At 56.2% G+C, this 25267-nt stretch carries 24 protein-coding genes; 18 read left to right on the top strand and 6 right to left on the bottom strand.

Going from position 1 to position 25267, the window contains the following annotated elements; all coding sequences use genetic code 11:
* The first annotated feature begins 72 nt into the window (after positions 1-72).
* The 4 genes from K5Q35_RS05060 to K5Q35_RS05045 all read left to right on the top strand — a co-directional run bounded on the left by K5Q35_RS05060 (position 73) and on the right by K5Q35_RS05045 (position 3558).
* Positions 73-525 carry a CoxG family protein gene (locus tag K5Q35_RS05060; protein ID WP_013961677.1) on the top strand — a complete coding sequence of 151 codons (453 nt, stop codon included), beginning with the start codon at positions 73-75 and terminating at the stop codon, positions 523-525.
* Complete coding sequence (locus K5Q35_RS05055; RefSeq protein WP_259650464.1) at positions 518-1492, top strand: XdhC family protein; 975 nt, start codon at positions 518-520, stop codon at positions 1490-1492. Before K5Q35_RS05060 ends, K5Q35_RS05055 begins: the two co-directional genes overlap by 8 nt.
* Before the next feature lie 333 nt (positions 1493-1825).
* Positions 1826-2482: a DUF6088 family protein gene (locus K5Q35_RS05050; RefSeq protein ID WP_259650463.1), complete on the top strand. Its 657-nt coding sequence runs from the start codon at positions 1826-1828 to the stop codon at positions 2480-2482.
* 74 nt (positions 2483-2556) lie between these two features.
* Positions 2557-3558, top strand: coding sequence for a nucleotidyl transferase AbiEii/AbiGii toxin family protein (locus K5Q35_RS05045; protein ID WP_259650462.1), 1002 nt, complete (start codon positions 2557-2559; stop codon positions 3556-3558).
* 540 nt (positions 3559-4098) lie between these two features.
* On the opposite strand, the gene K5Q35_RS05040 is transcribed toward K5Q35_RS05045, so the two are convergent.
* The 3 genes from K5Q35_RS05040 to K5Q35_RS05030 are packed head-to-tail and all read right to left on the bottom strand — an operon-like array spanning position 4099 to position 6276.
* Positions 4099-4653, bottom strand: coding sequence for a YbhB/YbcL family Raf kinase inhibitor-like protein (locus K5Q35_RS05040; RefSeq protein WP_220798661.1), 555 nt, complete (start codon positions 4651-4653; stop codon positions 4099-4101).
* Positions 4650-5612, bottom strand: a complete 963-nt coding sequence (locus K5Q35_RS05035; protein WP_220798660.1) for a YHYH protein — start codon at positions 5610-5612, stop codon at positions 4650-4652. The genes K5Q35_RS05040 and K5Q35_RS05035 overlap by 4 nt, the downstream gene beginning before the upstream one ends.
* A gap of 22 nt (positions 5613-5634) precedes the next feature.
* Positions 5635-6276, bottom strand: a complete 642-nt coding sequence (locus K5Q35_RS05030; RefSeq protein ID WP_220798659.1) for a PEBP family protein — start codon at positions 6274-6276, stop codon at positions 5635-5637.
* A gap of 293 nt (positions 6277-6569) precedes the next feature.
* Here K5Q35_RS05030 and K5Q35_RS05025 point away from each other — a divergent pair, with 293 nt between their 5' ends.
* The 4 genes from K5Q35_RS05025 to K5Q35_RS05010 all read left to right on the top strand — a co-directional run bounded on the left by K5Q35_RS05025 (position 6570) and on the right by K5Q35_RS05010 (position 10154).
* Positions 6570-7601 carry an amino acid ABC transporter substrate-binding protein gene (locus tag K5Q35_RS05025; protein ID WP_220798658.1) on the top strand — a complete coding sequence of 344 codons (1032 nt, stop codon included), beginning with the start codon at positions 6570-6572 and terminating at the stop codon, positions 7599-7601.
* A 74-nt stretch (positions 7602-7675) separates the two neighbouring features.
* Entirely contained in the window at positions 7676-8812 is a 1137-nt protein-coding gene (locus K5Q35_RS05020; RefSeq protein WP_220798657.1) for an ABC transporter permease subunit, read from the top strand.
* On the top strand, positions 8813-9892 hold the full coding sequence (locus K5Q35_RS05015) for an amino acid ABC transporter permease (protein WP_220798656.1): 1080 nt from the start codon (positions 8813-8815) through the stop codon (positions 9890-9892).
* 46 nt (positions 9893-9938) lie between these two features.
* Positions 9939-10154 (top strand): DUF6552 family protein, encoded by a 216-nt coding sequence (locus tag K5Q35_RS05010; protein ID WP_220798655.1) that lies wholly within the window; start codon positions 9939-9941, stop codon positions 10152-10154.
* Positions 10155-10203: 49 nt separating this feature from the next.
* Here K5Q35_RS05010 and K5Q35_RS05005 read toward each other — a convergent pair whose 3' ends face one another.
* Positions 10204-10842, bottom strand: a complete 639-nt coding sequence (locus K5Q35_RS05005; RefSeq protein WP_220798654.1) for a VOC family protein — start codon at positions 10840-10842, stop codon at positions 10204-10206.
* A 3-nt stretch (positions 10843-10845) separates the two neighbouring features.
* Positions 10846-12030: a cystathionine beta-lyase gene (gene metC, locus K5Q35_RS05000; protein ID WP_220798653.1), complete on the bottom strand. Its 1185-nt coding sequence runs from the start codon at positions 12028-12030 to the stop codon at positions 10846-10848.
* A 109-nt stretch (positions 12031-12139) separates the two neighbouring features.
* Between metC and K5Q35_RS04995 the strand changes: the two genes are divergently transcribed.
* Positions 12140-14434 carry a molybdopterin-dependent oxidoreductase gene (locus K5Q35_RS04995; protein WP_259650461.1) on the top strand — a complete coding sequence of 765 codons (2295 nt, stop codon included), beginning with the start codon at positions 12140-12142 and terminating at the stop codon, positions 14432-14434.
* A gap of 16 nt (positions 14435-14450) precedes the next feature.
* On the top strand, positions 14451-15239 hold the full coding sequence (locus K5Q35_RS04990) for an IclR family transcriptional regulator (RefSeq protein ID WP_220798651.1): 789 nt from the start codon (positions 14451-14453) through the stop codon (positions 15237-15239).
* On the opposite strand, the gene K5Q35_RS04985 is transcribed toward K5Q35_RS04990, so the two are convergent.
* Positions 15236-15640 carry a rhodanese-like domain-containing protein gene (locus tag K5Q35_RS04985; protein ID WP_220798650.1) on the bottom strand — a complete coding sequence of 135 codons (405 nt, stop codon included), beginning with the start codon at positions 15638-15640 and terminating at the stop codon, positions 15236-15238. The two genes, K5Q35_RS04990 and K5Q35_RS04985, sit on opposite strands and share 4 nt — an antisense overlap.
* Positions 15641-15751: 111 nt before the next feature.
* On the opposite strand from K5Q35_RS04985, the gene K5Q35_RS04980 reads away from it, so the two are divergent.
* The 8 genes from K5Q35_RS04980 (at position 15752) to K5Q35_RS04945 (ending at position 25235) form a co-directional block, all read left to right on the top strand.
* Positions 15752-17026 (top strand): FAD-binding oxidoreductase, encoded by a 1275-nt coding sequence (locus tag K5Q35_RS04980; RefSeq protein ID WP_220798649.1) that lies wholly within the window; start codon positions 15752-15754, stop codon positions 17024-17026.
* A gap of 3 nt (positions 17027-17029) precedes the next feature.
* On the top strand, positions 17030-19117 hold the full coding sequence (locus tag K5Q35_RS04975; RefSeq protein WP_220798648.1) for a hydantoinase/oxoprolinase family protein: 2088 nt from the start codon (positions 17030-17032) through the stop codon (positions 19115-19117).
* Complete coding sequence (locus tag K5Q35_RS04970; protein ID WP_220798647.1) at positions 19114-20760, top strand: hydantoinase B/oxoprolinase family protein; 1647 nt, start codon at positions 19114-19116, stop codon at positions 20758-20760. The genes K5Q35_RS04975 and K5Q35_RS04970 overlap by 4 nt, the downstream gene beginning before the upstream one ends.
* Positions 20761-20763: 3 nt before the next feature.
* Positions 20764-21510, top strand: coding sequence for an SDR family NAD(P)-dependent oxidoreductase (locus K5Q35_RS04965; protein WP_220798646.1), 747 nt, complete (start codon positions 20764-20766; stop codon positions 21508-21510).
* An 11-nt stretch (positions 21511-21521) separates the two neighbouring features.
* On the top strand, positions 21522-23435 hold the full coding sequence (locus tag K5Q35_RS04960) for a propionyl-CoA synthetase (protein WP_220798645.1): 1914 nt from the start codon (positions 21522-21524) through the stop codon (positions 23433-23435).
* Positions 23432-23776, top strand: a complete 345-nt coding sequence (locus K5Q35_RS04955; protein ID WP_220798644.1) for a RidA family protein — start codon at positions 23432-23434, stop codon at positions 23774-23776. The genes K5Q35_RS04960 and K5Q35_RS04955 overlap by 4 nt, the downstream gene beginning before the upstream one ends.
* 17 nt (positions 23777-23793) lie before the next feature.
* Complete coding sequence (locus K5Q35_RS04950; protein ID WP_220798643.1) at positions 23794-24531, top strand: amino acid ABC transporter ATP-binding protein; 738 nt, start codon at positions 23794-23796, stop codon at positions 24529-24531.
* Between the two features lie 272 nt (positions 24532-24803).
* Positions 24804-25235: a DUF3010 family protein gene (locus K5Q35_RS04945; protein ID WP_220798642.1), complete on the top strand. Its 432-nt coding sequence runs from the start codon at positions 24804-24806 to the stop codon at positions 25233-25235.
* Positions 25236-25267: the final 32 nt, after the last annotated feature.

Genomic DNA, 25267 nt, shown 5'->3' with positions numbered 1-25267 from the left:
GGGGCTCTTACCCCCGCGCAAGCCGAAACGCTTGCTACCATCAAACTTCCCTGTTGTTGAAAAGGTAAAATCATGGAACTCAAAGACGAAATCGTTATCAACGCCCCGAAGGAGCGTGTCTACGCGGCCCTGAACGATCCCGAAGTCTTGCGGCAATGCATTCCAGGCTGCGAAGAGCTGGTCCAACACTCCGACACAGAGCTTGAGGCCAAAATCCTTCTAAAGGTCGGGCCGGTCAAGGCAAGGTTCAGCGGTGATGTCCAACTGGATAAGAGCGGCGCACCTGATGCGTTCTCGCTGACTGGCCAAGGCAACGGTGGCACTGCCGGGCATGCGAAAGGTGGGGCAGATGTCACTCTGGTCGCGGACGGTGACACGACGATCCTGACCTATGACGCCAAAGCCCAGATCGGGGGCAAGCTGGCGCAACTGGGCAGTCGTCTCATCCAGAGCACAGCCAAAAAACTTGCCGCCAAGTTCTTCAAAAACTTCGCTGATGTGTTGGACGCGGAAGAAGTTGTCTAACCCCATTGCGTACCAGGACCATGCCGTCGACGTTCTGGCGCAGGTTGCAACCTACGTTGGAACGGGGCGGCTCTTTGCGCTGATTGCTTCGGTAGATATCAAAGGCGGCAGCGCGCGCGACGTCGGATCTTTGGCGGTCGTCTCAGACGCCGGCGAGATGACAGGCTATATGTCCAATGGTTGCATAGATCAGGACATTCTTTTCCATGCGATGGACTGCCTGCAATCCGGGACAGCCCGACTTTTGCAATATGGTGAGGGCTCACCGTTTCACGATCTCACGCTGCCCTGTGGTGGTGCGTTGTCGGTTTGGATTGATCCCAAACCTGACAAAGACGCGCTTGTGGCAGCGTACAGAAGCTTGTTGGCACGTCAGCCAGCGTTGCTGACATTCAGTCCACAACAAAAAAACTGTCAGTCGATCACAATTGCCTACCAACCCAAAGTGGCCCTGACCCTTGCAGGACGGGGTGCCATTTTCCGGGCAACAGCCAAGATCGCCCATGCGATTGGTTTCGATGTGTCCTGTTTTTCTCCGGACACTGATGATCTTGATGCAGTCGCGGGGTACTGCAAAAACACCCCGACGCATGTGCGGTCCAATAGCAGTATTGACGCGTTGAATTTGGACCCGACGAGCGGCTTTTTGACATTGTTCCACGATCACGACTGGGAACCGGCTTTTCTCGTCGCGGCGCTCGCCACATCTGTTGGGTTTGTCGGCGCACTCGGCAGTCAACGCACTCAAGAAGCCCGACTTGCGCATTTGGCCAAACTTGGCGTTTCAAACACCGATCTAAAGCGCATACATGGACCAATCGGCCTTGTTCCATCGCTACGCAATGCAAATCTCATCGCTGTGTCAGCGCTGTCTGAAGTTGCACAAACGTTTGCATATCAGCAACAAACAATCGTTGATGCGCAATTGGCGAGCCAACGGCCCCAGGGTGTCCCAGTAAAGATCTAGCTGCGCAGCTCGCATTCATCCAACCGCAAGGTAACAGACAATAGCCGGTCCGCAGAGCTACTTTCGCCCTTATCGTAAGCTCATCGACAAACCCATCGCAGAGAAGTGCTCAAACACTCACCATGCCCTTGTTCGATGCCGCCCCACCCAAACACCGCCGTTTACCTATCTCTATCTCCCGCGACGGGCGGTCAGGAGCCTCTCTCTCGACCTCCAAACCCGTCACGGGAACAGCCTCCACTCTCTCCCTCCGATGGTTTTGGGGATGAACGCTTCCTTTTGGAACTCTGTTGTTGAACCCAGATGTCCGATGCTTGTATACAAATTTCGGACATGGACCATGCATCAACAGATCTCAAAGGCGATATCCTGACACGGATCGCGAATGGAACGCCGCGTGGCGTGTGGACGCCGAGGGATTTTCTGGATCTCGGCGAACGTGATGCCGTGGACAAAGTGCTACAGCGACTGACGCGGGCAGGGGCTCTGCGTCGGGTGGATCGTGGCCTTTATGATCAACCGTCGACCAATCGCCTGACCCAGAAAGACAGCCCGGCAGATCCCCGCGAAGTGATTGATGCCATCGCACGCCGAGATCAGATACGCGTCCTTGTCGATGGGATGACGGCCGCAAACGATCTGGGTCTCACCAATGCTGTTCCGGCCAAGATCCTGGTGCATACGGATGCCCGGTTGAAATCAATCTCCCTTGGCCAGCTCGACATCGTGTTCAAACCGACAGCTGCCAGCAAGCTCTATTGGGCTGGCCGGCCGGCCATGCGCATTGTGCAAGCTCTGCATTGGTTGCGGGATACGATGGGGCAGGTTGACGAGGATCAGGTGCTGATCCGCCGCCTCACGGCTCTTCTCAATGATCCGACGAACGGCAAGCGCCTTCGCGACGATCTAGAGGACGGGCTGACGACATTGCCGAGTTGGATGCAAAGCTTGTTGCGCCCGATACTGGCAGAGCAGGCAGGTGCCACGTGAACCTTGCGTTCGACCGTATTATTTCGGCGGATGATGAGACGCGCCTTGGCCTTTTCACGACAACAGCATAGCGCTTGGGCACCACACCGCAGAATGTCGAAAAGGACTTTTGGGTCTGCTGGACCCTGGACGCGCTGTTCAATGGATTGCCGGACGGGCCAAGGCTTCTGTTCAAGGGTGGCACATCCCTGTCAAAAGGCTTTGGTCTGATCCGCCGGTTCTCGGAGGATATCGACGTCACAGTGTTCCGGGATGATCTCGGAGAAGCCGCAACCATAGAAGAGCTTGATGCCTTGAGCGGTAAGAAACGCGGCAAGGCGCTGGATGCGATCAAAGCGGCGTGCGAAACTTATATCCAGGGCCCGTTCTCTGGCGGGCTGAACGAGATTGTTTCGGACGTTGCCGGGCGAAACGGTCTTGATGTGGCTCGGTTCTTTATCGAGCCTGATCCAGAAGACAGCCAAGCGTTGTACCTGCGGTATCCAACCGCGACACCTGATGATGCCTACATCGCCAAGGCTGTGAAAATTGAGTCCGGTGCAAAATCCGCGCTTGATCCCAACTCTGTGCGCAGCATCAGTCCATACCTTGAGGAAGACGTTCCGGATATCGATCTGACTGTCGGGAATGTCACAATCGTCGACGCTGAGCGGACATTTTGGGACAAGATCGTGATCCTGCATGGCCTGCGTCGTTGGTTCGACGCACGCGGAGAACTCAAAGGGAGCGGTCAGCGCGTGTCGCGGCACTATTACGATACCTTTCAACTTCTGGGGTCGGACCTTGGCGAGAGGGCTTTGGCGGATCGCGCGCTTGGTGCCGACTGCGTCGCCCACGCGCTTATGTTTTTTAACCGCCCGGCCTTTGATCTCGTGACCGCAGTTGCGCCGACATTTTCCATCAGTCCCGTTGGAAAAATGCTCGATGACCTACGCCGCGACTACCGCGCGATGTCGGGCATGATCTTCGGGCAAGCGCCGCCTTTCGATGTCGTGATAGAGCGGGTTGCTGATTTTGAGAGAAAGCTCAACACAGCGCCGACGGGGTCGAAGGGCGCTTTGGATGGAAGTTCATGATATTTGCTTCAAAGTAGTAAGAGACCCGCAAAGCCGCTGTAGGCCGCGTAAATCTTAAGGTCCAATGTGCGAACAAACCCGACCTTCGATGATTTGCCAGGAATGGCTGCTCTACTCGTGCTGCTAGTGCAGCGAAGAACCGCAGGGCGGGATGCCGAGCGTCGCTGAGGTTGCGAGACGATTGGAGCGCTGCTGTCAGAGCGGACCTTGGCTATGCGCTTCTGGTGGGGGTTTCATTTAGAGATAACCGCCTGCGAAATATTCATGTAGGGCAAAAGATATCTCAAGCTCTTCTGCGAGATTCTGATAAGCTCAATTACGTCTGGCATTATAGCCATGGGTTCGCGCTGCGGTAATTGCGGAGCGGCGGTCGGCTTAGGCGGTTTTTGCTCGAAGCCTACGTGAAAGCACCTGCTGCTCTACTGGGCAGCTGAGAGCCTCGTACCGGCAATTGATGCGTCTTGCCGTCGATTTTGTTGAGAGCAACGTCTTCTTACTTACGCATGGCGAATTCGCTGTCATCACGTGAAAGAAACAACGCTAGTTCGAAAAGCTAACTTCTGCGCTTGCGATGATTTTGCCGTACATACCCGCCATTAAAGTTTCCCAATCGACAGACACGTCGTCGTATTCGGGCAGATTGGAAAGTGGAGCGTCGAGCGCGTAAACGGCAATCGCATATTCATGTACAGCACCTGCGGGCGAACAGGGCGGCGTGTAGCCCGTCTGTCGCGCGTCTTTGTCTGATCCTTCATTCCCGATGGAGTCCGGATTGCCACGTTCGATTGAACGCGTGTCGGCTGGGATGTTCCACAACAGCCAGTATTGGCTGGGTGTGTCCCGTCCGGCAACCGTCCCCTTAGGGTAGTGATACATGATAACGGCAAAGCTATCTGTGCCCTCTGGCACCTGTGACCACGCTAGTGGCGGCGAAACGCCATCGCCGCCGTCACGTGTGCATTTCAACGCGGCGGGGAGGCTGCCGCCATCCTTGATTTCAAGACTGGTCAGGGAAAAACCGTCTTGCGCGACGCTGGCAGTTGCCAGTGATGCGCAGATTGATGCCGTGGCGCAGAGTGCCCAATACCGGTTCATCGGCAAAACTCGCCTGTCATCAGCTCACCGCCATTCGTGACTGTTTGCGTGGTAAAAGTGTAGCATCCGTCGTCATCGGCGGGCTCATAGCGGATGAAAAAGGCGTCACCTTCATAGGTGTAATCCATGCTGCGGGACCCGTCTTCGTTTTGGGTAAACACAAGATTTTCGACGCCTCCGCGTGGTGGGCGACCGGGTTCGGTACCGCCACCGCTCGCGGCGGAAAGGGGACGCACACGCGGCAGCGCGTCAAAATCGGGCACTTCGCCCATCAGGCACTGTACGATGTAGGGGGCTTCGGGCGACGTGTGGTAGCGGTAGCCAAAGGTGTCATCGGCCTGACCGTTGCAAATATCCAGCGCCCCATCAGCGATCGCAGTCCCATCAGGGTTCGCATCGCCATAAATCGGGAACCCGTCAAAGGCCCAGCCGATGATCGCCGCGTCGCCTGCATTTGCCATCGCGTTGATCATACAGGTCGGGGAGGCGTGATAATGGTAATCGTCACCGCGCCCTGCGTGGCCGCCACAGACGTCCAATTGTCCGGTCTGGATCGTGTCATGCTGGGCCTGATGGTGGGCGAGGTCGGCTTCGCTCATTTCTCCGCCGCCAGTGTAGTCATAGATCGGGACACCGTTCACCGCGACGCCCAAGGCAGCATCGCGGGTCAGAGGGGTGTTGCCGAGGACCGGTGAAAGGATAACCGGCGCGCCGTAGTCTGCGGGTACGGGAATCTGTTCGTTTGTGCCGGTTATGCCCGTCATCATGTCATGGTCGGGATAGGTGTCTGATGTCAGGGTCGCGTGGCTGTCGCTGCACGTCACCGTGACGTCGGCGTCAAAACCAGCGTCAGAAACGGAATCTGCGACTGCGGCGCAATGATCTTCGTGCGCGACGGCAAACGTCGGGGCGGCGATCATCGAAAATGCGATGAGTGCAATGGGTTTGGTGAGGGTCATATTCAGACTTTCTTTTGACGGATTATTCGACAGTGATGCGGCATAGAACCGTGTTGCTTTGTTCAAGGTCGGGGCCCCAAATCAGTTCCGCAGAATCCACCCAGTTGATTTCGTCATAGCCGTCTTTCGGGTCGACCTCGCGGGCGGAATATACATCGGCCTGTGGCCAATCTGACGCGTCAAAGCCCGCCAAATCCCACCCGTCGGGCTCGTCGGATGCTTCAAACGTGCAGGCCCCTTCGCTCGCGACGGGGTTTGACGATCCTTCGCAAGATTTGTCCAGCGGTGCGGAATGGATGACCAAACACTGCCAGCTGTCATCACTTACGACGACAGTTTCCCCAGCAGCGTCAGTGATTTGCAGGATCACACCGCCATCGCCCATCTGCTGATTGCGTGCCCCGATGTATTCCAGCCCTGTGTCGTTTTCCTTAAAGTCCTTGGCGACCAGACCGATCACAAAGGGACGTTCTGCCTTGAAGGTGAAGCTTTCGGCGTTGAACGAACGTTCTGTTGTGATCGACACGCTGTCTTCGGCGACTTGCGCGCCGTCAATGCGCATTTCAAACCAGTTGTCGGCCCAGACATCCGCAGACAGGGTTTCGGCGGCAAGCGGGAGCGACGTTGAGGCGAGTAGTGCCAGAGTGGTGAGGAGGGGCTTCATAATACGTTCCTTTGTTCGGTCTTGGTCGTTATACGCAGGTGCCAACATTTTCCGTCGCACCTTCTGCGGGTCGTCAGATTGCGGCGGATAAGTGCCTTTGCCGGCTCCCTAAAAGGTCAACAGACCTCGATCCTGCACCGCGCCGCTACTTTTACAGCCAAATTGATTATCCTTTGGGCGTTTCGTTAGCCGCGATGAAAGACTGTGCAAAATGTGTTGACTCAGAATAACTTCATCATCATTCTAAATAACAGTACAGTCGTGCCGATATATAGAACAACAGGGAGACTAACATGAAAAATATTATCGTAGCTGGTGCAATTGCGGCGACCAGCGTTCTTGCCCCACAAATGGGTGCAGCGCAAAGCGCTACAGTTCAACAGATTATGGACCGGGGTACGATGCTCTGTTCTGGCCATAACGGCAGCTACTTCGGATTTATCGAAGTGAATGATCAAAACGAATGGAAAGGTCTTGATATCGACCTTTGCCGCGCTTTGACGACGGCGATCCTTGGTGATCCGGACGCAAACCAGATCGTTCCGCTCAGCTGGGCACAGCGTTTCCCTGCTTTGCAGTCGGGCGATGTGGATGTGATTATCAAAGCAACTGGCTGGACGATGGGCCGCGACACAGAGCTTGGGCTTCAATTTAGCTTGCCATACTTCTTTGGTGGCACACAGTTTATGGCGCATGGCGATCTCGGGATCACAGACGCGACGGGGCTTGAGGGCGGAACTGTCTGCGTCGAGGCTGGCACGACAATCGAACGTCTGGCTGCCAACCACATGGCGACCATCGGCGTTGAACACACCATGGTATCTTACGAAAGTCAGGCCGAACTTCGTTCGGCCTATCTTGCCAACCGCTGCGATGCGTTTGCGGGTTGGGGGCCGAACCTTGCCGTTCTTCGCGCCACTGAATTGGACAACCCCGACGCACATGTCATCCTGAACGATCAGTTGTCGAGCGAGCCAATCTCTGCGGCCATGCGCCAAGGCGACGAAGGTTTCGTTGATACTGTCAACTGGATGATCGCAGCGTTGTTGATTGCCGAAGAAGAAGGCATCACGTCCGCCAATGTCGACGAGATGGCTGCGACCCCGCCAAACCCACGCGTCGCACGTTTGTTGGGTGTTGAACCTGGCATGGGCGAGCGTTTGGGCATGCGCGATACATGGGCGCGCGAAATGATTGCTGCAGTTGGTAACTTTGCCGAAATCTATGACCGTAACCTCGGCAAAGACAGCCCTTATAACCTCGAGCGTGGCCTGAACAGCTTATGGAGTGATGGCGGTGTCTTGTACGCGCCAATCCTTGACTAAGACTAAATGACAAAACTGGATCGCCCCGCCCGCGGGGCGATCCTCCATTTCATTGCTTTCTAAGGGGCGTCATTATGTCGACAGCCAAGGAACTGCGCAGCCGTGCCAAGCGCCGCAGCCTGATCATACAATCCACCATTGTTGTTCTAAGCGTCCTTGTGGTTTGGGGTGCCGTATCAAATGCGCAGTACAACCTGACGCGATTGAACATGACGAGCGGCTTTTCGTTTCTGGAACGCGATACCGGCTGGGATTATTCGTTTTCCCTGATCGAACGGTCTATCAATGACCGCTATTACTACACTTTGTTTGTGGGGCTGCTGAACACGCTGTTTGTCGGATTTATCTGCATCATCACAACAACAATTTTCGGCTTTATCATCGGAACACTGCGCGATGCGCGCCATCCCGCGCTCAGCTTTGCTTCCAACGTCTATGTCCAGATATTTCGCAATATTCCACTGATCCTTCAGGCCATTTTCCTCTACGCCATCCTGATCCATCTGGGTGGTCCGCGTCAGGCGATCAACGTCGCAGATGTCGCGTTTCTTTCCGGTCGCGGGATGATGTTGCCGGGCCTTAATGTTGGTCCCGGCGTTGCTGTTGCCATGTTGTTGGCATCCGCGGCAATCGGGATCGGATTGATTGTCGCTAAGGTATCACTGTGGCGTGGCTTGGCGCTCTGGCTTGGCAGCACGGTTGTTGTGTGTCTGCTAGGGGCTGTTGTTTTGCGCCCCGAAGGTGAGGGTCTGTTCACCATTCCTGCGCTAAACGGGCTGAGGTTCACGGGCGGTATTTCCGTGCCCATCGAACTGCTGGCGCTCGTTGTTTCCATTACGCTGTATGGCAGTGCCTATATCGCGGAAATTGTGCGCGGCGGGCTTTCTCAGGTGCCGCGTGGACTGGTCGAGGCCGGGCAGGCGTTGGGCATGTCGCGCGTATCAATCTGGTCGCGTATCAAGGTGCCTATGGCGCTGCGCAGCATCATCCCGCCACTTGGCAACCAGTGGATTTTCATGATGAAGGCGACGACCATTGGTATCGCCATCGGGTTTAGTGACTTGTTCTATATCACCGTCAACTCGATCAGCCAGTCTGGGCAAACGCTCGAACTGATCTTGATCCTGATGTTGACCTTCCTCGCCATCAATTACTCCATCGCGTTCTTCACCAATTGGCTGAACGCCCACTTGCAGCTGAAGGAACATTAGATGGCAATCACGGACATCACCCCGCCAAGCCGATTGGGCGAAGCACGCAAACGGTTCATCCGCACCGGTTTCGGATCACCCTTGGCTGCCGTCATCTCGATTATCGTTTTTAGCCTGCTGGCCTATATTGCATGGACATTTCTGGATTGGGCGGTGTTTCGTGCCATTTGGTCAAAGGAAAATTCGGATCTGTGTGACGGGCACGGGGCGTGTTGGTCCGTCATCGATGCGCGACATCGTCTGATCCTGTTCGGTACGTACCCTTACGACGAACACTGGCGCTCGACCCTTGCTGCAATCGCAATTGTTGTCACGGTGCTGTTGTCTTGCCTGCCCGCGATGTGGACGGGTCTGCGCCTTGCCGGATTGTGGATCATAGGGTTCGCCGCCTATTATTTCCTGATGGAAGGCAGCCTTTTTGGTCTTCAACAGGTCACGACCGACGGTTGGGGCGGCTTGTCGCTGACATTGTTCCTGTTTGCGGCGGTGGTATTGCTCGGAATGCCGATGGGTCTTGGCCTTGCGCTGATGCGCCGTTCCGAAATGCCTGTGGTGCGCTGGTTTGCGATGATCATAATCGACACGGTGCGCTCTTTGCCACTGGTCACGACGCTGTTTACCGCCGCCGTGGTTGTCCCACTGTTTCTACCAACTTGGCTGGAAGGCGATAAAATTTGGCGGGTGATTATCGCCTTTGCGCTGTTCTTTGCTGCCTATCAGGCCGAGGTGTTTCGCGGTGGGTTTCAGGCAATTCCGAAAGGCCAGTTCGAAGCGGGCAAAGCCCTTGGTATCAGCTATTGGAGCATTCTGGGCCGCATCGTGTTGCCACAGGTGTTTCGCCATGCGCTGCCCAGCACCATAAACATGGTGGTGGTGACGTTCAAAGAAACCGCGATTGTGACGATCATCGGGTTCTTTGATATTCTGGCATCCGGCAAAACCGCCTTTGGTACAGCCGAATGGGCCCCGTATTATATCGAGGTGTTCCTGTTCGTGGCTGGGATCTATTGGATATTCATTTTTTCGCTCGGTCAATACGGCGAATACCTGAAAGATCGCATGACGATTTCGGAGCATTGATTCATTTCTTACGAGCCAAGTTGATGACGTGATGGATGGAAATCGAATGAAGCCCGTCGATGTTCTGAAATGGGTCGCGACAGTGATTCAGCTCATGGGATATGGCCTCACAGGGCTGGGTATCACACCGTGGAACATCTTTGCCTTTATTGTCGGCATTATCTTATGGTTTTTGGTTGGTGTCCTTTGGAAAGATCGCGCGATCATGGTTGTTCACCTCGGCGCATTTATCGCCATTGTTGCAGGCTACCTCAGTTCGTAGGGCTGGAGTCAAAAATGGGGAAGCCTATTCGCTTCCCCATGCCACAACACTAATCGAGAACAACTGCACCTTTTGGTGTGTTCAGTGCAAAGGACAGCGCAGCATCGCCTTGCGTCACCGAACAGAGGTGATCGACATGAAGCGCCTTCAAAACAAGTGATAATTCGTCCGGTTCGGGATGGGACAAGCGCACCTTGTCCAAGGTCACACCAAGGTCTTGTTGGCCTGTGCTGGGATGCGGGCCGGGGGACCATTCGATGAACGCAGGCAGCAAACCATCCATGGGCAGATGACCGTCCTTTGGCACTGTAAGCCGCCATGACCGCTCGCCGCGTGTGAACAAAACCACTTCGCCCAGATCGACGGGGCTGGCGGCAATCACGCCGTCCAGATCATCGGTGCCTACCACCCAACACAGGGCGCGCGGGCGATCCGCCAGACGGGCTTGCGTTGCTGGATCATCAAGCGTGAACCAGCGCACGCGGCCCGGATCGGCGGGGGCGTCGGGGTCAATCGCGATCAACTCGAAGAAGCTCCCATTGCCCGACTGCATGACGCAATTGTGGGTGGACATGGCGTCGTGTTTGCCGCCGCGTGGCACGGTGACGCCAAGCGCGGTTTCCATCGCGGCAACGCCTTGGTCCAATGTGTCTGCGCCAGTGGCGAAATGATCGATCTTGTTGTGCATGGGTTACTCCGCTGCGGTGTTAAGATTCGGTAGGGCGGCTGCTAAATCTGCCTTAAGGCTGTCTAGGTCTTCGAGGCCGATATTGAACCGGACAAGCTGGCCGGTTTCGGCCCAAGTGTCCGCACTGCGCTGCGGCTTCACCGGCAGCACAAGGCTTTCGTACCCGCCCCAACTCACCCCGATTCCAAAATGATGAAGGGCATCGACGAAACCGCGCACTCGTTCATCGCTACACGGTTGAAACACCACGCTGAATAATCCAGCGGCGCCGCTGAAATCGCGCGCCCAGTGTGCATGACCCGGGCAACTTTCAAAGGCCGGATGCAGGATAGTTTTCACTTGTGGTTGCGTCAAAAGCCACGAGGCCATGTCCCGTCCTGCGCGATCAAAATACTCCATCCGCATCTTAAGGGTTCGAAGACCACGCAGGGCCAGAAACACCTCTTGGCCGCCGGTTTTGTCACCAAATGCAAACGTCGTTTTGCGAATTTTTGCGGTGTGCTCAGCAATGCAGGCAATCATCCCCATCATACAATCGGAATGCCCGCTCAGGTATTTCGACATCGACGCGACAACGATATCCACGCCAAGCGCTATTGGCTGGCAAAAGATCGGGGTCGCCCACGTACTGTCAAGAATGGTGGGCACGCCTGCTGTCTTGGCAGCTTTGGTAATCATTGGAATATCGGGGACTTCAAATGTGCCAGAGCCCGGTGCTTCGAACATAATGGCACAGGTGTTGTCGCGGATCAGATCAGCAACACCGGCACCAATCATCGGATCAAAATAGGAAATTTCAACGCCCATAGTCGTCAACACGCCTTCGCAAAATGCGCGGGTGTTGCCATAGACATGATCAGCAACAAGCAGATGCGTGTTCGGCCGTGCAAAGGCCATGAGCGCCATGGTAATCGCAGCGACGCCCGAAGATGTCAGCGTGACGTTGTCCGCGCCTTCTAGTTTGGCAAGCATCGCTTCCAGCTTAAAGCTCGCTGCGTTGCCGTAGCGGCCGTAATACATGGTGCCGCTGCTATATCGCGCATCACGGGCCGCCTCAAAAGCGGCCAAAGTGTCGAACACGTTGGTCGACCCAAGTTCGAGCGGCATGTTGACGTGGCGACCTTCCACGCGGTCGGGTCGGCCCAATTGGACAAGATTATCGGCGGTTTTTGGATGGGATGGCGGCATAGCATACTCGCAGTATTGTGTTTTCAAACGATGACAGTCACAGTGTTTCGTGTCAATATTTGGCATGAGTATTTTATATATTAGAACATGTAGGTAAGTGGATGAAAATGTGAAAAAGTTGACGGCAAGCCATTGGGGCATCGGTGTTGCGACGATCAAGGGGGGCCGAGTGGTCGCTGTTGACGGGCACGATAGGGATCCGGCGGCGTCCCAGATCAATAGCAACATCGCGGGCAGCTTGCATGGGAAGGCTCGGGTTTTACGCCCTGCCATCCGCAAAAGCTGGCTCGCGGGAACGCCGGGCGCCGTAGCACGCGGGCGTGACATCTTTGTCGAGGTCAGTTGGGACGTGGCGTTGGATGCGGTTGCCAAGGAATTGACGCGCGTGCGCAAAATGCACGGCAACACATCGATTTTCGCAGGCTCCTACGGCTGGTCCAGCGCGGGGCGGTTTCACCACGCGCAAAGCCAGCTGAAACGATTTTTGAATACACAGGGCGGGTTTGTGCGATCCGAAGGCAACTACAGTTATAATGCCGCCCTTGGACTGATGCCCCATATCGTGGGGCCGTTTCGGGATCACGTGGCTCAAGCGACCCGATGGTCCGTCATCGCCGAACATAGTGACCTGGTGGTGATGTTTGGCGGCATGGCCCTGCGCAACACCCAAGTCAGTGATGGCGGCGTTGGCAAACACCGTATGTCTGACAACCTTGATACCTGTGTGAAGGCGGGTGTGCAATTCGTCAACATCAGCCCATTGCGCAGCGATGCCGCCGATGTTTTGCAGGCAGACTGGATGCCCGCATTGCCGGGCACTGACACAGCCCTGATGATGGGCCTGGCGCATACGCTTTTGGTCGAAGATTTGTGTGACGCGGGCTTTCTGGCCACGTACACGGTCGGGTTTGACGCGATCAAAGCATATCTTTTGGGCGAGGCTGAAGGGCAGCCGAAAGATGCTGCATGGGCGGCTGATTTGACGGGTCTTGATGCGGATGTGGTCCGCGCCCTCGCGCGGCGCATGGCCGCTGGGCGCACGATGATCAACGTGGCCGCAGGTGTGCAGCGCGCCGATTTCGGCGAACAACCCATGTGGATGGCCGTGACCCTTGCCGCGATGCTAGGGCAAATCGGGCTGCCAGGCGGGGGATATACTGTCGGGTATGGCGTCAATGCGAACATCGGTAATATTGAGCGCCCGTTTCGATGGGGCACACTGGCGCAAGGGAAAAATCCTGTCGAGGATTTCATCCCTGTCGCCATGATCAGTGAGATGCTGCTCAACCCGAAGGGTGCCTATCAATACCAAGGCGAAACGCGGACCCTCCCGGATGCGCGGCTGGTCTGGTGGGCGGGCGGCAATCCGTTTCACCACCATCAAGACCTCAACCGTTTGCATGATGCCTTCCAGACGCCAGAAACGATTATCGTGAACGAGATGAACTGGACCGCGACAGCGCGCCATGCAGATATCGTTCTGCCCGTGGCGGCCCCACAAGAACGTACCGATTTTGGTGCCGGTAAATCAGACAATGCACTGATGCCGATGCCTCGCCTTGTACCGCCACCCGGCGATGCGCGGGTTGAATACGATATCTATGCAGATCTGGCCACGCGGTTGGGCCACGCGGAGGCCTTCACGGAAGGAAAAACCAGCGATGATTGGCTGCGCGACATTTGGCAAACCACCCGTAAGCGTGCAGAAGGAAGCGATGTCATGCTGCCCGATTGGGACGCCTTTATAGAGGGCGACGTGATTGATCTGCCTGACCCAAGCCCCGATCAGGTTTTCCTGTCCAGTTTCCGCGCGGACCCTGTCGCGGCGGCATTGCCCACGCCAAGCGGTAAGATCGAATTGTTCTCTGACACGATTGCGGGATTTGACCTAGCTGATTGTGCGGGACATCCTGCGTGGTACGCACCACGGGATCGGGCGCGCGACGTCGACGGCGCGTTTCCATTGGCGATGCTGTCCGGTCAACCCAAAACGCGACTTCACAGCCAGCTTGATAACGGGGCCTATAGTCTCAGCCACAAGATTGCGGGCCGCGAACCAGTGATGATCCATCCCGATGACGCGCAGGCGCGAGGGATCAATGATGGCGATGTGGTTGAAGTGTTCAATCAACGCGGGCGCTGTCTGGCGGGTGCTAAAGTCACGGACGAGGTTATGCCGGGTTGTATTTTTCTGTGGACAGGTGCGTGGTTTGATCCTGATTTTGACGCCCCCCAAAACCGTGATCGTCACGGCAACCCGAATGTTTTGACGCATGATGTGCGGACATCATCGCTGACCCAGTCACCCGCCGCGCATTCCGCTATGGTCGAGGTGCGCCCTTTTGATGGGCCCGTACCGGCCATCACAGTGCATAATTCGCCACCTTTCGAACCTGAAATTTAACTGGTAGCAATCATTTATGAGTACACCTGATCAGCCCATCGAATCCCCGCCCAAAGAACCCAAGGTTGATTCCACCTTGTCCAAGGGGCTGGCGATCCTCGAAAATCTGGTCGGCGCGCAAACGGGCAAAGGCGTGACAGAATTGTCCAAAGAATTGGGCCTTACGAAGTCCAACACATTCCGCCTGCTGCAAACGTTGACGACGCTTGGATATGTGCAGCACAGGCCGGACAAATCTTATGCAGCGACATTAAAAACATGGCGTGTTGGACGGGCCTCGGTAGAGAATCTGAACCTGCGCGAACTTGCGGCACCCGAACTGTCGTTTCTATCAAACGAGACCGGTGAGGCCGTTTACCTGGCCGTGCGTGAAAACCTAAATGTCGTCTACATCGACAAGGTCGACAGCCAAAAACCGATCCGATCGTGGAATGCCATTGGTGGTATTGCGCCGCTGCATTGCGTCGGGACGGGTAAGGCGATGTTGGCCGCGGACTTCGCCAAGTTGCGCGATCAGATCAGCGGAGCGTTGACGCATCACACGGACAAAACTTTGACCGATATGGCCGCGCTCGAGCTCGATGTCGCGTTAACGCTGAAACGCGGATACGCTTACGATTCAGGCGAATTCCGCGACCGTATCATTAGCTTTGGCGCGGCCATCATTTTGCCTGGTGGTGAAGCGGTTGGTGCACTGGGAATTTCTTTGCCGGATATCAATTTACCCGATGACGGGATTAAGCGGTTTGGCAGCTTGGTGTCCCACGCTGCCAATAGCGTGTCCGCTAAGCTGGTGCGCAGCTAGGCTTTTGGTTCTGGAAATTCGACGGGTCCGCCTTGTTTTTCCCACGTCGAAAAGCCTTCTTTCAGGTGGGCCGCGTCAAACCCCATGTCTTGCAACGTGGCTGTGGTTATCCCGGACCGCCAGCCTGACGCGCAATGGAAGACGAACATTTTGTCGTCCTGTGCAAAGATGTCCTTGAAATAGGGACTGTCGGGATCAACCCAGAACTCGATCATGCCGCGCGGTGCATGAAAGCTGCCGGGAATGTAGCCGCTGCGCTGACGTTCGCGGATGTCACGGATGTCGACGATGACGACATTGGGGTCGTCCAGCATGGCAATAAGATCGGGTGTTTCGATCTCTTTGATCCGCGCGCGCGCGTTTGCGACCATCTGGGCAGAGGACAGTTTTAACTTGGTCATGGATTAGCCTTTGTGTTGATATATGGAACGCATATTTCGAATGTTGACACGACAGGGATGGTGGTGCAACCTTTTTGAGTTAGCCAAAGTCACCCTGCGAGGAATCAGGTCATGGATCAGAACGACGCGATATCGCTTTGGGATGCCTCAGCCAAAGAACAAGATTACCACGCCCCGATGGAGGCAGACAGGATCGTTGATGTGGCGATTGTTGGCGGTGGTTTTACGGGTCTGTCGACAGCGCTACACTGTGCTGAAAAAGGTTTGTCCGCGCATGTTCTTGAGGCGAAGCAGATCGGCTTTGGTGGGTCAGGGCGCAATTGCGGATTGGTCAACGCCGCCCTTTGGTTGCCTCCGCAAAAAGTGCGTGAAAAGTTAGGCGCGACCTATGGGCCGCGGTTCATCAAGAAGTTCGGCAGCGGGCCGGAGTATGTGTTTTCACTGATTGAAAAGCACCAAATGCAATGCGAGGTCACGCGCACAGGCACGATCCACGCTGCCCACGGACCGAGCGGGTTTGCCGAGCTGAAAGAGCGTCATAAAGAATGGCAGCGCCTTGGCGAACCTGTTGATTTGCTTGACCGCGAAGAAGTGAGCAAGATGATCGGCACGGACAAGTTTTATGGCGGGCTGCTGGATCAGCGCTGCGGCACGATCAATCCAATGGGGTATTGCCGTGGTCTTGCGCGCGCTGCCCTTGGGGTTGGTGCCAAGATCAGCACAGGCGTGCGCGCTACCAAACTGACCCGCGATGGTGATCTGTGGAAGGTCGAAACGAACCAAGGTGTGGTGACGGCCAAGGCGGTTGTGCTGGGCACAAACGCTTATACGGATGACCTGTGGCCGGATCTCAACCGCGTTTTCACGCCGATCCATTATTTCCAGCTGGCCACGAAACCATTAGGGCCAGAGGCAGATCATATCCTGCCCGGTAAACAGGGCCTTTGGGACACGGGCCAGATCATGTTCAACATCCGCCGTGATGCGTTCAACCGTTTGTTGGTTGGGTCTATGGGCAAGGTTATTGGCAGTAAGGATCGCGGGTTGTCACACCGTTGGGCGCGCAAACAGATTGCGCGGATTTTCCCGACACTTGGTCCTGTAGAATTCGAAGAGGCGTGGCACGGCCAGATCGCCATGACACCGGATCACCTACCGCGCATTTATGAACTTGCTACAAATCTGTTCACGCCCATCGGGTACAACGGGCGCGGCATCACCACGGGCACGATGTTCGGGGAAACCATGGCAGGTCTGTTGACCGGAATGGACCGCGCCGATCTGCCCCTGCCGATGACGGAATTCAGCACAGCTCCTTCTGCCCCGATCATGTCGCGGATTTATCAGTCTGCCTTTACTGCCAATCAAATCTGGAAAGCCATCTGAGCCATGACCCAATTGATGAACCGCGTCGGCGTTGATATTGGCGGCACCTTTACCGATGTTGCCTTGGCCCATGCTGGCGGGCTTGCGACCTGCAAGGTCTTGACCAATTACGCACTGCCCGAACAGGCCATTCTGGATGGAATACATATTGCGGCGGATAAGGCAGGGATCGCCATGGGCGACATCGGCCAAGTGATCCACGGCACGACGCTTGTCACCAACGCTCTGATCGAACGCCGTGGTGCAAAACTGGCGTTCATTACCACTGAAGGGTTTCGCGACGTCATTGAAATGCGGGCGGAAAACCGGTTTGAACAATACGATCTGAACCTGTCGTTGCCCGTCCCCATGGTCCCGCGCGAGGACCGTTTGACGCTGAATGAACGCATGGGCCCGAACGGCGAGATCCTTTTGGCGTTGGACCCTGCTGATGTTGATGCCATGGTGATAACCGTTCTGGCGGGCGACTATGAGGCCGTTGCGATTGGCCTGATGCATTCCTACGCCAACAACGCGCATGAAGTGCAGATGGCCGAGGCTTTACGTGCGGCGGCACCGGAAATGTCGATTTCATTGTCGTCCGTGATTTCACCGCAAATGCGGGAATTGCCACGGTTCAACACCGTGATCGCGAACGCCTATGTGCAACCGCAAGTGGCCGATTATCTGGGCCGTTTGGTCGACCGGCTGGGGGATGCTGGCGTCCGCGCGCCTGTGTTTATGCTGCATTCCGGTGGCGGTCTGATTTCTGTCGATGTGGCCGCAGAACAACCCGTGCGCCTGCTGGAATCCGGCCCCGCAGGTGGTGCGATTTTCGCCGCCGATTTCGCCCGCGGGCATGGGTTAGACAGCGTGTTGTCTTTTGATATGGGCGGCACTACCGCCAAGATTTGCCTGATCGAAGATGGCGCGCCCAAGACGGCAAACACATTCGAAATTGCGCGCACCTACCGGTTCAAAAAAGGGTCGGGCATGACGGTTTCGACCCCCGTGGTTGAAATGGTTGAAATCGGGGCTGGCGGCGGGTCCATTGCGTCGATTGACAGCTTGGGCCGCATTCAGGTCGGGCCGCGTTCTGCCGCGTCCGAACCGGGACCTGCGTGTTACGGACGTGGCGGTGAAAACCCGACGGTGACGGATGCGAACCTTGTGCTGGGCCGTCTTGATCCGGACAATTTCGCAGGCGGAGCGATTGCGTTGTCGGCGCAGGCCGCAAGTGACGCGATTGACGCAAAACTAGCGCAATCACTGGATATGGATGCATCCCAAGCCGCCTTTGGCGTGACTGAAATGGTCGATGAAAACATGGCCAACGCCGCACGTGTTCACACGGTCGAAAACGGGCGTGATATCGAACATTTCACTATGATCGGGTTTGGCGGTGGCGCGCCGCTGCATGCCTGTCGGTTGTGCGAAAAGCTTGGAATCAAAGAGCTGATCATTCCGCCGGGTGCCGGTGTCGGGTCGGCCATCGGGTTCCTTAAGGCGCCGTTCAGCTACGAGGCCACGCGCGGGTTGTTCCAGCGGCTTGATCAATTCAATGCCGCCGCCCTCAACACCGCCCTGAGCGAGCTTGAAGCCGAGGCCACAGCATTCGTCAGCACAGGCGCAAAAGACGCGGCGACCACAACCCGTTTGACAGCCTTCATGCGCTACGCAGGGCAGGGTTGGGAAATTCCCGTCGTGATGCCCTATAAGATATTTGTGGATGCCGATCAGGCCGAAATTCTGACAGCGTTTGAGGCGGCGTATCACACGCTGTTCGGGCGGGTCATTGACGGCCTTGGGATTGAAATCACCAACTGGTCGCTGGTTGTGGCGTCCGTTCTGCCCGACACCCCAACGGTGGATCGCCACGATACAGGCACCGCAGTTACCCCTTTGCGCATGCGTCAGTTCTTTGATGCGGCGTTGCGCAAAACCGTCGAGGCGCAAGAAGTTGGCCGCGCCGCGATTACCGCCGGACAAGCCGTAGAAGGCCCCGCGATCATCATTGAGAGCGAGACAACAACCATCGTCACATCCGGCTACCGCGCCGTGGGCCAAGGCGATGGCAGCCTGCGGTTGATCCGCAAAGGAGACAGCGCATGACCCCTTCAGCGATTGATTATCAGATCATGTGGAACCGCCTAATTGCGGTAGTCGAAGAACAGGCCACGACCCTGATCCGCACCGCGTTTTCGACGTCCGTGCGCGAAGCGGGCGATCTGTCCGCTGGATTGTTTGACCGGCAAGGCCGGATGATGGCGCAGGCCGTCACAGGTACGCCGGGGCATGTGAACGCGATGGCCGAAAGTGTCACGCATTTCGTGCGCGAAATTGGTGCTGACAACATTTTTGAGGGCGATGTGTTCATCACCAACGACCCGTGGATGGGGACGGGGCATTTGCATGACATCACCGTTGTGTCGCCCACATTTCGCGACGGTGTGCACATCGGATTTTTCGCATGTACCGCTCACGTAGTGGATATCGGTGGGCGTGGGTTCGGCCCTGATGCCAACGAAGTCTATGAAGAAGGCCTTTTGATCCCGATCATGAAATTTGCCGGGCGGGGCGATGTGTCCAAAGACCTCATCCGCATCGTGCGCGCCAATGTGCGCGAACCCGACCAGGTTGTGGGCGATCTGTATTCACTGGCCGCGTGCAACGACGCGGGCGATCGGCGTTTGCAAGTGATGATGGGCGAATTTGGCATTGCCGATCTACATGGCCTCGCGGATTTCGTGATTGAAACCAGTCGCAAAGCCACCCACGCCGCCATTGCCAAGGTGCCGGACGGGACGTTCAACCATACCATGCAGGTGGACGGATACGACGAACCCGTGTTGATGGCTGTTCAGCTCGACATCGCAGGTGACACAATCAAGGCCGATTTTGACGGCACATCCGGGATGAGCCGCTTTGGCGTCAACGTGCCCGAAGTCTACACCCGCGCCTACGCTTGTTACGGGCTGAAATGCGCGATTGCGCCGGACGTGCCCAACAACACCGGATCATTGGAGCCGTTCCAGATCACCGCACCCGAAGGCTGCATTTTGGCCGCGCGCCGCCCGGCACCTGTGTCTGTGCGTCATGTGCTGGGCCATTTGGTGCCCGATGTCGTGCTGGGTGCGTTGCATCAGGCGATGCCAAACACTGTTCCCGCCGAAGGGGCCAGTGCGCTTTGGAACATTCAAATTTCTGCGCGACCTTGTGATCCTGACGCCGGATTGCGCAATGCCGAAGTGTTGATGTTTAATTCTGGTGGCACTGGCGCGCGGCCAACGCTGGATGGATTGTCCGCCACCGCGTTCCCGTCTGGTGTATCCACCATGAGCGTTGAGGCCACCGAACATGTCGGCCTCATCACCGTCTGGCGCAAGGATTTGCGCGCTGGGTCTGGCGGTGCGGGTGCGTTGCGCGGTGGGCTTGGCCAAACCATCGAAATTGAACCGCGCGAGGGCTATGATTTCTACTTCAACGCCATGTTTGACCGCGTTGAAAACCCCGCCCGCGGGCGTGATGGCGGCGGCATGGGCGCTGCTGGTCGTGTTGAATTGACCGACGGCACGCAGTTGCGCAGCAAGGGGCGGCAGTTGATCAAAAACGGTCAACGCTTAAGGCTCGGCCTACCCGGGGGCGGCGGATATGGTGCGCCCAAAGATCGGGCACGCCATGACATCGCCGCGGATATGCGCGCCGGATTGATAACGGCCGAACAGGCCAAGACTGATTATGGATTTGAAGGATAACACATGACCGATAAACCACTCGCACTTGTCACGGGCGCCGCACAAGGCATCGGCCTTGCCTGCGCCGAAGCCTTGATGGAAGACGGCTACGATGTGATCCTGTCGGACATTAATACAGACGGGGTCAGCGCCGCTGCGCAAAAACTGGGTGCCACGGCCATTGCCTGTGACATGGGCGACCTTGCCCAGATCGAAGCGATGTTTGCCAAAATCGCCGCAGATTACGGCCCGATTAGTGCGCTGGTGAACAATGCAGGCGTCGCGATGCCCGGTGATTTTCTGTCCTACGATGTTGAAACATTCGACAAGGTCATCAACATTAACCTGCGCGGCGTATTCGTTGCGACCCAAATGGCGGCGCGTGTGATGGTCGAACACAAAATCGCGGGCGCCATCGTCAATATGTCTTCGATCAATGCACAAGTCGCCATCCCACAGATCCCTGCATATTGCGCATCAAAGGGCGGTGTCATGCAGTTGACCAAAGTCGTGGCACTGGCGCTGGCCAAAAACAACATTCGCGTCAACGCGGTTGGCCCCGGTTCCATCGATACCGAAATGATGGCGGGCGTGAATGCTAACCCCGAAGCCTTCAAAACGGCGATGTCGCGCACACCCATGGGTCGTGCAGGCAGCGCGCGTGAGATCGGTGATGTGGTGGCCTTCCTTTGCTCGAAGAAAGCCAGCTACATCACAGGCGAGACGATCTATGTCGACGGTGGCCGTCTTGGCCTGAATTACACCTGTTAGGGCTCCGCAATATGTCGCAATATCCTGAAGCCTACGCCGCGTGGCAGTCCGACCCCGTTGGGTTCTGGAATGAGGCTGGCAAGCAGATCGACTGGTTTACGCCGGCCACATCCGTGTTCAGCCCGGACAGCGGAGTCTATGGCCGTTGGTTTGACGGCGCGATATGCAACACCTGTTACAACTGCGTTGATCGCCACGTTGAAGCGGGGCATAGCGACCGTTTGGCGGTGATTTATGACAGCCCCGTCACGGGTGTCGTCGAGCGGTTTAGCTACGGCGAATTGCTTGCTCAAGTCAGCGCCTTGGCGTTCGTGTTGCGCGACCTTGGCGTGGCCAAGGGCGACCGCGTGGTCATCTATATGCCCATGGTCCCTCAGGCGATTTTTGCGATGCTGGCCTGTGCGCGGTTGGGGGCGGTGCATTCGGTCGTCTTTGGCGGTTTTGCCCCGCAAGAGTTGGTAACGCGGATTGATGATGCAGCGCCCAAGGCGATCATATCGGCGTCGTGCGGGATCGAACCGGGGCGGGTGATTGCCTACAAACCCCTGCTCGACGAAGCGATTAAGCTATCCTCCCACAAACCCGATGCCTGCGTGATCCTGCAACGCGACACGCTGACCTGCGATCTGACGGTGAGGCGTGACCATGACTACGCGCAGGTTGTCGACGCGGCGATGAACGCTGGAAATGGCACCGAATGTGTGCCCGTTCTGGCAACCGATCCGCTTTATATTTTGTACACTTCCGGCACCACGGGCCAACCCAAAGGCGTCGTGCGCGACAACGGCGGCCATATGGTCGCGTTGAAGTGGACAATGGACAATCACTACGGCGTCAACCCGGGTGAGGTGTTCTGGGCGGCGTCTGATGTGGGCTGGGTCGTTGGGCATTCCTATATTTGTTATGCGCCACTTCTGCACGGTGCTGCGACCGTCGTTTACGAAGGCAAACCGATTGGAACGCCGGATGCGGGTGCGTTCTGGCGCGTGATCCAAGACCACAGCGTTGTCGCGATGTTCACGGCCCCCACGGCGTTTCGAGCAATTAAAAAGGTGGATCCCACAGGGTCGCTGATTGCCGACTATGACCTCAGCAAATTTCGCACCTTGTTTCTGGCGGGCGAACGGTCTGATCCTGCGACGATTGAATGGGCGCAGGCCAAACTTGACCGACCCGTCATTGATCACTGGTGGCAAACCGAAACCGGTTGGCCGATGTCTGGTAATCCTGTGGGGCTGGGAACATTTCCGGTCAAGCTCGGCTCACCCGGGAAGCCGATGCCGGGATACGATATTCAGGTTCTTGATGAAGAAGGCCACGCGGTTCCTGCCGGAACGCTTGGCAGCATTGTGTGCAAATTACCGTTGCCGCCGTCGGGGTTTCCGACGCTTTGGAATGCACCGGATCGCTTCATCTCCTCCTATATGGCGGAATATCCGGGGTATTACGCAACCTCGGATGCGGGCATCCTCGACGATGACGGCTATCTTTTCATCATGGCCCGCACCGACGACATCATCAACGTCGCGGGGCACCGTTTGTCGACGGGCGCGATGGAAGAAGTGATCGGCAGCCATCCCGACATTGCCGAATGTGCTGTTGTCGGAAAGGCGGATGCGCTGAAGGGGCAAATGCCGCTCGGGTTCTTCGTGACCAATGACGGGGCCGAACGTGATGCTGCGGACCTTGAAGCCGAGCTGATCAAACTGGTCCGCGCCAAGATCGGGGCCGTCGCCGCATTCAAATGCGCGCTTGAAGTGAAACGTCTGCCCAAAACACGGTCCGGTAAAGTGCTGCGCGGCACGGTGCAAAAAATCGCCGATGGCGTGGAGTATAAGATGCCGGCCGCAATTGATGATCCTGCGATCCTTGATGAAATCTCGGTTGCTTTGCGCGCGCGAAACCTGATCGGAGAGGCAACATGATTAAGCGCCTCCACACTTCAGACCGGATGAGCAAAATCGTAAACCACAACGGCACGATCTATCTGTGTGGTCAGGTCGGCGCCGGCGATACGGTGGCAGAACAGACAGCAGATTGTTTGTCGCGGGTTGATGCTCTTTTGATCGAAGCAGGGTCTGATCGCGAAAATATGTTGCACGCAACCATCTGGCTGGCCGACATGGCCGATTTCGCTGAAATGAACGCGGTCTGGGATGCTTGGGTACCCCAAGGCCACTCACCTGCACGCGCCTGCGGCGAAGCAAAACTCGCCCGCGATGTCCTGAAAGTTGAAATTATCGTCACCGCCGCCCAAAAACCGTAACCCGACAGGAGAAAGCCATGACCCCCGCAGTTGAAATGAAGAACGTGAACAAGTTTTACGGTACTTTCCACGCATTGAAGGACGTGAACCTCACCGTCACCAAGGGCGAAAAAATCGTAGTGTGTGGTCCGTCCGGCTCAGGCAAATCCACGATGATCCGCACGATTAACCAACTTGAAGAACACCAGTCCGGCGACATCCTGATCAACGGCGAGATGATTAACGCAGATGCGCCCAACATCGAAGAAATGCGCCGCGAGGTGGGCATGTGTTTTCAGCATTTCAACTTGTTTCCGCATCTGAGTATTCTCGAAAACTGCACCCTTGCGCCGATGCTGGCTCGTAAAACGCCCCAAGCAGAAGCTGAGGACATCGCGATGGCGTTTTTGAACAAGGTGCAGATTGGCAATCAGGCCGAAAAATACCCCGGCCAACTATCTGGCGGGCAACAGCAGCGCGTGGCTATAGCCCGTGCGCTTTGCATGAAACCCGAGATTTTGCTGTTTGACGAACCCACATCGGCATTGGACCCCGAAATGATCGGCGAGGTGCTGGACGTCATGGTCACGCTGGCCGAAGAGGGCATGACGATGGTCTGCGTTACCCACGAAATGGGGTTCGCGCGGAAGGTTGCGGATCGCGTTCTGTTCATGGATGCTGGCGAAATAATCGAAGAAAATGATCCGGAGACATTCTTTACGTCGCCTTCCAACGAAAGAACACGAACGTTCCTTGATCAGGTTCTGACGCACTGACCCGTTGATCTCGACTCGAACACATCATGCATTCTTGCAGCGAAGCAAAAAGGCAAATTTGAAGACTAAGGGCAAAACGAAAAGCATGGATTACTGCGGTAACGATACTTTCCTGTTATCGTAACTACGCTGATCTTTTGTTGGTGCAGCTTCAATTTGGCAGGACGGCCATTGTGCCGCTGGCTATGGTGTTCTTTCAAAGTGCAGCGAAGGTTTGAATTTTTCAGGTCGGCAATGTGGTAATGACAAGTTTTCAAAAGGAGGCGTGACACATGAGAGTTTGTGGATGTGAAATTTCGGCGAGTGAAGTTCGGCTTGCCGTTGCCTACCATGATGATGAAGGCGGCGTGGAAATGATGCGCCTGAAGACGACACGGGTAGTGCTCGAGGATGACACATCCGAGGCCGATCTACGATCAGTATTGGCAGAACTTCAACAGTTTTCCCGAGATTACGAGATTGATGTGTTCGTGGTTAAAACTCGTGCCAAGAAAGGCCGTATGGCGGGCGGGGCGGTTTCCTTCAAGATTGAAACCTTGATCCAACTCGTCGAAGGAAGCAAAACCAAGTTCGTTAGTCCGGTGGCACTGTCTCACTACGCCAAGAAATACCTTGATGAATATCCCGAGAAGCTGCCTGTTTACTTGAAGAACGCATTTCTTTCCGGAGCTTATGCTTTGACGAAGCCGGGATTCTTAGCGTAGCCGAGATACTGAGATCCAGCCATGCCAATCCT

This window comes from Roseobacter sp. OBYS 0001 (assembly GCF_019654895.1).
In the GTDB taxonomy this organism is placed as follows: domain Bacteria; phylum Pseudomonadota; class Alphaproteobacteria; order Rhodobacterales; family Rhodobacteraceae; genus Roseobacter; species Roseobacter litoralis.
Note: the sequence above shows the minus strand (reverse complement) of the source record. Positions and strands in the feature narration are given on the sequence as shown.